This is a genomic window from Mycobacterium sp. E1747 (assembly GCF_001667775.1).
Taxonomy (GTDB): Bacteria; Actinomycetota; Actinomycetes; order Mycobacteriales; family Mycobacteriaceae; genus Mycobacterium.
In genome coordinates this window covers 33,881-40,995 of sequence record NZ_LZJI01000116.1, presented here as the reverse complement: position 1 = coordinate 40,995, position 7,115 = coordinate 33,881, and the positions used below count along the sequence as shown (strand labels likewise).

The following is a 7,115-nucleotide window of genomic DNA, read 5'->3' as shown; positions in this document are numbered from 1 at the left end:
CGCGGCCTCGAATTCTTCGAGGATCGAATAGTTGTGCCGCGCTTTGCGATTGGTGGCGATAATGTGCCTGCTGCCGCCGCCCTTCTGCCCGCCCCGCACGAGTACGCCCACATCGCCGCCCCAGCTACCGCAGCCGGGGCCAGGCCCGTCGCCCAGTTCGCCGCCGCCGGCCAGCTGACTTGGCTTGCCAGCGAAATTCACGGCTACACTGGCGTGCCGTGATGATCACCCTTGACCATGTCAGCAAGAAGTACAAAGCGTCGGCTCGGCCGGCGTTAGAGGACGTCAACGTCAAAATCGACAAGGGTGAGTTCGTCTTCCTGATCGGCCCCTCGGGTTCGGGTAAGTCGACGTTCATGCGGCTCCTGCTCGGCGAGGAGAACCCCACCACCGGCGACATCCGGGTGTCGAAGTTCCACGTCAACAAGCTGCGCGGTCGTCACATTCCGAAGCTGCGCCAGGTGATCGGGACCGTGTTCCAGGACTTCCGCCTGTTGCAGCAGAAGACCGTGTACGAGAACGTCGCCTTCGCGCTGGAAGTGATCGGCCGGCGGGCGGACGCGATCAACCGGGTGGTGCCCGAGGTGCTCGAAACGGTCGGCGTGTAGGTGACGGTCGCCGGCGGCTGCTGCACGCGACTGCGCGGCACCCAGGTGTAGTTCGGGTCGGGGACGAAACCAGGCGGCACCACCTGCTGTGCCGGTGGCTTGGGCGCCGGTTCCGGGCGGTAGGTGTCGTAGACCCACCAGACCGCGAAGAAGGCGATGATCAGCACGAGGGTCGAGGTGCGGGCTCGCCCGCCGAACATGTACTGCGGCCAGCGACGATCCGCATCCGAGTCTTCGCTGCGCTTTTCGAAGATGCTCAGGGTGAATTTCAATGCTTCTGCACCGCACCTTGGGAGTCGTCGTCGATTCGCTCTTCGGCCGCCTGGGCGGCCGGGATGGACGGGTCTTCGACCAGACCGACGGTCGCGTCCGCCGCGGTCATGATGCCGACGCGGGCCAGCGCCCGAATGACCAGGACACGCAGCTGACGGCCCGCCTCGAACTGCTTACCGGGCAGAGTGCGGGCCACCAGGCGCAAGGTGACGGTGTCGACCTCGATGCTCTCCACGCCCATGACGGTGGGCGCGTCCAACAGCAACTCACCCAGCACCGGGTTGTCCGTCGCGTGGTCGCATTCCTGGTGCAAGACCTCGTAGACCCGGTTCAGGTCGGCCGTGGTGGACACCGGGATGTCCACCACGGCGCGGGCCCAGTCCTTGGACAGGTTGACCACCTTGACGATCTGCCCGTTGGGGATGGTCAACACCTCCCCGTCGGGCGATCGCAGCCGGGTCACCCGAAGCGTTACGTTCTCGACCGTGCCGCTGGCCTCCGTCGCGGAGACGACGGTGAGGGTGACCAGGTCCCCGAAGCCGTACTGCCGCTCCGCCAAGATGAAGAAGCCCGACAGCAGATCTCTGACCAGCTGCTGGGCGCCGAAACCCAGCGCGGCACCGATCACGGTGGCCGGAGCGACAAGTCCCCCGACCGAGAATTGCAGGACGTCGGCGATCTGCATCATGACCCAGATACCGATGAGGACCACCGACACCCAGGAGATGACCGACGCCATCGCCTGACGGTGCTTGGTGGCCTCGGAGCGCACCAGCGCATCGCTCTCGGCAAAGCCCATGTTGAGCTGACGGGTGACCTGCTGCGCCACCCAGTTGACGAACCGGGCCGCCAGCACCGCCACGATCAGCACCATCACGATCCGCAGCCCGCGGGTGATGATCCACTGCCCGATCTCGCCGCGCCAAAATTCGTGCCAGCCCAGCGCCTTCAGCGAGGCGGTCAAAGCAAGAGGAGTTGTGTTAGTCGTCATCTTTTCGGTTGCGCCACCGAATTCCCGCTTCCAGGAACCCGTCGATGTCTCCGTCCAGGACGGCGGCCGGATTGCCGACCTCGTACTCGGTCCGCAGATCCTTGACCATCTGATACGGGTGCAGAACATAGGAGCGCATCTGGTTGCCCCACGAACTGCCGCCTTCGCGCTTCAACGCGTCCAGCTCCGCGCGTTCTTCGGAACGCTTGCGCTCCAACAACTTTGCCTGGAGCACCCGCATCGCTGAGATCTTGTTCTGCAACTGCGATTTTTCGTTCTGGCAAGTTACGACGATACCCGTTGGGATGTGGGTTAAACGGACGGCCGAGTCGGTGGTGTTCACCGATTGGCCGCCCGGCCCGCTGGAGCGGTAAACGTCAACGCGCACATCGCCTTCCGGGATATCGATGTGATCCGTGGTTTCCACTACGGGCAGAACCTCGACTTCGGCGAACGAAGTCTGGCGTCGATTCTGGTTGTCGAACGGGCTGATCCGCACCAACCGATGGGTGCCCTGCTCGACCGACAACGTGCCGTAGGCGAACGGGGCGTGCACGGCGAACGTCGCACTCTTGATGCCCGCCTCCTCGGCATAGGAGGTGTCGAACACCTCGACGGGGTACTTGTGCTGCTCCGCCCACCGGATGTACATCCGCATCAGCATCTCGGCCCAGTCGGCCGCGTCCACCCCGCCGGCGCCCGACCGGATGGTGACCAGCGCCTCCCGCTCGTCGTACTCCCCCGAGAGCAGGGTGCGCACCTCGGTGGCTTCTATATCGGCCCGCAGCGCCTTCAGCTCGGCGTCCGCCTCGGCCAGCGCTTCACTCCTGCTGGCCGCATCTTCGCCCTCTTCGGCCGCCAGCTCGTAGAGCACCGGCAGGTCGTCGAGGCGCCCGCGCAGTTCCTCGATCCGGCGCAGCTCCCCCTGGGCGTGGGATAACTGGCTGGTCACCCGCTGCGCGTTGGCCTGGTCGTCCCACAGTTGAGGATCGGACGCCTCGTGTTCGAGCTTCTCGATGCGGCTGCGCAGACCGTCCACATCGAGCACCCGCTCCACCGTGGTCAGGGTGGAGTCAAGGGCGGCGATGTCGGCTTGACGGTCGGGTTCCACAGCGGACAACGTTACCGGGACGCTCCAAGCGCCCCGGCTCCCGGCGAGTGCTCGGGCCACGACCAGCGGTCATGCGTTTAGCATCGAGTCACGATCATGTGCAGCCCGCGCCGCGCGCCGACAGCCCCCGCGCGCTAACCGGACACGAATAGAAGGTCGAGTATGCGCCCATATCACGTTGCCATCGTCGGCTCCGGACCGTCTGGGTTCTTCGCCGCGTCCTCCCTCCTCAAAGCGGCCGACGCGGCCGAAGACATCGAGGTAGCCGTCGACATGCTGGAGATGCTGCCCACTCCGTGGGGACTGGTGCGCTCGGGCGTCGCGCCCGACCACCCGAAGATCAAGTCGATCAGCAGGCAGTTCGAAAAGACCGCCGAAGATCCCCGCTTCAGATTTTTCGGCAATGTGGTGGTCGGCGAGCATGTGCAGCCCGCCGAGCTGTCCGAACGCTACGACGCGGTGATCTACGCCATCGGCGCGCAATCCGACCGGTCCCTGAAGATTCCCGGCGAGGACCTGCCCGGCAGCATGGCCGCGGTGGAATTCGTGGGCTGGTACAACGCACACCCGCACTTCCAAGAACCCGGCCCGGACCTGTCCGGCGCCCGGGCCGTCGTCGTCGGCAACGGCAACGTCGCCCTCGACGTCGCGCGCATCCTGGTGACCGATCCCGATGTGCTCGCACGCACCGACATCGCCGACCACGCCCTGGACTCCCTGCGGCCGTGTGGCGTGGAGGAAGTGGTGATCATCGGGCGGCGCGGGCCCCTGCAGACCGCATTCACCACGCTGGAGTTGCGCGAGCTGGCAGATCTGGAACGCGTCGACGTGATCGTCGATCCGGCGCAGCTGGAGGGCATCACCGAGGAGGACGAGGCCGCCGCGGACAAGACGACGAGGCTGAACATCAAGGCGTTACGCGATTACGCCGCGCGCGCGCCACGGCCCGGCCATCGCCGGATCGTGTTCCGGTTCATGACGTCGCCGATCGAGATCAAAGGTGACGGCAAAGTGGAGAGCATCGTGCTCGGCCGCAACGAACTGGTCACCGACGACCGCGGCCGGGTGTCGGCTAAGGACACCGGCGAGCGCGAGGAGCTGCCGGCTCAGCTGGTGGTGCGGTCGGTCGGCTACCGCGGTATGCCTACGCCCGGGCTGCCGTTCGACGAGAAGACCGCGACCATTCCGAATACCGCCGGCCGGGTGGAGGGCAGCCGCAACGAATACGTCGCCGGATGGATCAAGCGCGGACCGACGGGTGTCATCGGCACCAACAAGAAGGACTCCCAGGACACCGTCGACACGCTGATCGCCGATCTGGATCGCGCGAAGGAGACCGGTCTGCCGGACTTCCCCGACGACCACGCCGCTCAGCTGGCCGACTGGCTAGCAGAACGCCAGCCCAAGCTGGTCACCTCCGCGCACTGGGAGATCATCGACCGCCATGAACGCGCCGCCGGGGAGCCGCACGGACGCCCGCGCGTCAAGCTACCCAACCTGGCCGAGCTGCTGCGGATCAGCCACGGCTGATCACCCGGGCGACGGCGCACAGCTCTTCGCGCCGCCAATCGCGCTTGCGCCGAAGGCATTCCGTCGCGGCGGCCCCGGCCGCGCACCTACAACGCCTCGCTCGACGCGGCTTGATCGGGCGTCAGAACGTCCTCCCGGTGCCGGCCGGCGCCGGGAGGTACGGTCGCGTCTCGGTGACGGCCCGTCCGCCGGCGGCAGCAGGTGAACGTTATCAGCTCTCGTCACACGGACCGTGAGTTCCGTTGGGATGGAAGGCCTTCGGTCACAGTTGTGCCGGTTTGATGACCGGTCGGACGCGATGAATGTGTGGCTAGCATCACGGTTTACAAGTATGTTTTACGGCCAATAATTAGAGGGGCTATACACATTACCCGGCCCGGATGGCCAACCCACTACGGTCTCGAACTGGACAGGGTCATGGCGGGGCACCAAGGGGAAAGGGTTGCGCTCATGGCAGCGGTCACCGACGAAAACGCCCGCGATACCGATGGAAAAACCGAGAACGCGGCGCAGCTCCGGGCGCGATTCGAACAGCAAATAGCACCACGGGTCAGACCGCTGTACCAGCGCGCTCTGCGTACCACGCGCAACGACTCGGACGCACAAGATCTCCTACAAGACACCCTGGAGAAGGCCTGGAAGGGATTCGCCGGCTTCAAGCACGACACCAACCTCGATGCGTGGCTCAACCGCATTCTGACCAACGCCTACATCAGCGAGTACCGCAGAAAGCAACGCCGGCCCCAGACGTATTTGACTGCCGAACTGCCCGACCGTCAACTAGCCGCCAGTGCACGACACACCAGTCGAGGGCTGGCATCGGCCGAAGACGAAGTTCTCGAAACACTATCGGATAACTGGGTGCGTGCGGCGATGCGCGAAGTTCCCGAACCGTTTCGGAGCACCGTTTACTACGCCGATATCGACGGCCGTACCTACAAGGAAATCGCGCAAATCATGAACACACCGCAGGGAACGGTGATCTCGCGACTTCACCGCGGCCGGCGCCGTCTGCGCGACCAGCTGAGCGGCGCCAACGCGGCCGGATGTCTATCCGTCCCCCCACAAGCGGCAGCGTTGGTCGCCGAAAACCACTCCACCAAAACGGCGATCGAAGCTCAGCAAAGTCATCTGGCTACGCCGCCGGATAAGCATGCCGCCGGTGGCAGCAACCTGGCGTCTGGGCCGCGGGACGGATTTCACCTAACGGCCGAGGCGACAGGGTGACGTCGTTGGGTAATCCGCCCGGCAAGGTAGCCGACCTGGTGTTGTCGGGCGGTGGCGTGAAGGGCATCGGTCTGGTGGGCGCCGTGGTTGCACTGTTAGATGACGGATATCGAGCCGGACGTGTGTCGGGCACTTCGGCCGGATCGCTGGTAGGCGCCGTGATCGCAGCCGCTGCCCACGGTGATCAGCTCAACGGTGAGCAACTCAAGGAACTGGCGTTATCGCTGCCCTATCGCAAGTTTCTTGACCCGGCACCCGCCGCTGCGGTGCCGATCGTGGGGATGGCCTGGGCTGCGTTACGCGGCCAGGGCATGTATCGCGGCGACTTCATCCACGACTGGGTCGCAAGCGAGTTACGCAATCTTGGTGTGCGAACCTTTGGTGATCTGGCAATCGACGATGCGGATTTGCCTGTGCAGCAGCGCTATCGGCTGGTGGTGACGGTGGCCGACGTGACGCGCGGCCATCTCGTACGGCTGCCGTGGGACTATCGCCGCCTCTACGGTCTGGACCCCGACGAGCAGCCAGTCGCCGACGCGGTGCGTGCGTCGATGGCGGTTCCGTTCTTTTTCCGCCCGGTGACTCTCAATAGCTCCGGCGGGTGGACCTCCACACTCATCGACGGTGGCCTGCTGTCGGGGTTTCCCATGTACTCGCTCGATCGTACTGACGGCAGGCCTCCGCGGTGGCCGAGTTTTGGAATCACCGTGATGACACAGGATCCCGGTGGAGATAGCGGTGAGCCTTGGCCCGGCCTGGCGCCCCTCATTCACCTACCGGGTGCACCGCAACTGCTTGAAAGGATCATCAACACTGCCCTGCTCGGTCATGACCAGACCTATTTGAGCCAGCCGGCAGTTGCTGCGCGGACCATCGCGGTGGATTCATCAGGCATCGGGTATCTCAACTTCAACATCGCCGGTCGTGACCGCGAAAAGTTGTATGACAACGGCGTGGTCGCTGCTCGACAGTTTCTCGAAAGTTGGGATTGGCGGGCATATCTGGAACGCTTTCATCCCGAGTCCATCGCCGGCATCCGCGGTACCCATCCAATCGGCTAAGAGCGACCCAAACGCACCCTAAAGCCGGCCCTCGGCTTCGGTGATCCGTGATGCAGCGGAGCGTTGCGGGTGTCGGATCCCTTCGGTTCCGTTGAGTCGAGGTATCAGCGGCAGCATGACGGTGGCCGCAAGTTCGAGTGCGCCTGCTCGTCGGGGTGTAGCGGGAGTGAAGCGGTCGGATTCACCTCGGATGAGGTCTACTACCACTACCAGCCCTATCTGACCGGGTGCGCGGATTTCTGTGACCGCGCCATCACCGAGGTCGCCCCCTTCACCCCCGTCAAGCCGTGCCGGGAGGCGCCGGAGGAACTGGC

General features: G+C 64.8%; 5 protein-coding genes and 3 pseudogenes. 4 read left to right on the top strand and 4 right to left on the bottom strand.

What is annotated here, in order from left to right; translation table 11 throughout:
- A pseudogene (locus A5695_RS29030) lies at window positions 1–201 on the bottom strand (hypothetical protein); the annotation flags it as partial.
- A gap of 20 nt (window positions 202–221) precedes the next feature.
- On the opposite strand from A5695_RS29030, the pseudogene A5695_RS11960 reads away from it, so the two are divergent.
- Window positions 222–605 (top strand): annotated as a pseudogene (locus A5695_RS11960) (cell division ATP-binding protein FtsE); the annotation flags it as partial.
- On the opposite strand, the pseudogene A5695_RS27535 reads toward A5695_RS11960, so the two are convergent.
- From A5695_RS27535 to prfB, 3 genes and pseudogenes are all read right to left on the bottom strand, one after another.
- A pseudogene (locus A5695_RS27535) lies at window positions 584–880 on the bottom strand (hypothetical protein); the annotation flags it as partial. The pseudogenes A5695_RS11960 and A5695_RS27535 overlap by 22 nt on opposite strands.
- The gene (locus A5695_RS11955; RefSeq protein ID WP_068081577.1) at window positions 877–1,872 is read right to left on the bottom strand and encodes a mechanosensitive ion channel family protein; all 996 of its coding nucleotides are present in this window, start codon (window positions 1,870–1,872) and stop codon (window positions 877–879) included. The pseudogene A5695_RS27535 and the gene A5695_RS11955, both read right to left, overlap by 4 nt.
- Window positions 1,862–2,983, bottom strand: coding sequence for a peptide chain release factor 2 (gene prfB / locus A5695_RS11950; protein ID WP_068081574.1), 1,122 nt, complete (start codon window positions 2,981–2,983; stop codon window positions 1,862–1,864). The genes A5695_RS11955 and prfB overlap by 11 nt, the downstream gene beginning before the upstream one ends.
- A 162-nt stretch (window positions 2,984–3,145) precedes the next feature.
- On the opposite strand from prfB, the gene A5695_RS11945 reads away from it, so the two are divergent.
- The 3 genes from A5695_RS11945 (at window position 3,146) to A5695_RS11935 (ending at window position 6,801) form a co-directional block, all read left to right on the top strand.
- On the top strand, window positions 3,146–4,513 hold the full coding sequence (locus A5695_RS11945; RefSeq protein WP_068081571.1) for an FAD-dependent oxidoreductase: 1,368 nt from the start codon (window positions 3,146–3,148) through the stop codon (window positions 4,511–4,513).
- A 450-nt stretch (window positions 4,514–4,963) separates the two neighbouring features.
- A complete protein-coding gene (locus tag A5695_RS11940; RefSeq protein ID WP_068081568.1) occupies window positions 4,964–5,740 on the top strand; it encodes a sigma-70 family RNA polymerase sigma factor in 777 nt (258 codons plus the stop codon).
- Window positions 5,737–6,801 (top strand): patatin-like phospholipase family protein, encoded by a 1,065-nt coding sequence (locus tag A5695_RS11935; protein WP_068081565.1) that lies wholly within the window; start codon window positions 5,737–5,739, stop codon window positions 6,799–6,801. Before A5695_RS11940 ends, A5695_RS11935 begins: the two co-directional genes overlap by 4 nt.
- The last annotated feature ends 314 nt before the right edge of the window (window positions 6,802–7,115 follow it).

Bases quoted from the DNA above. Each gene is read 5' to 3' on its own strand.
- A5695_RS11955 (WP_068081577.1), bottom strand. From the start codon at position 1,872: ATGACGACTAACACAACTCCTCTTGCTTTGACCGCCTCGCTGAAGGCG.
- A5695_RS11945 (WP_068081571.1), top strand. From the start codon at position 3,146: ATGCGCCCATATCACGTTGCCATCGTCGGCTCCGGACCGTCTGGGTTC.
- A5695_RS11940 (WP_068081568.1), top strand. From the start codon at position 4,964: ATGGCAGCGGTCACCGACGAAAACGCCCGCGATACCGATGGAAAAACC.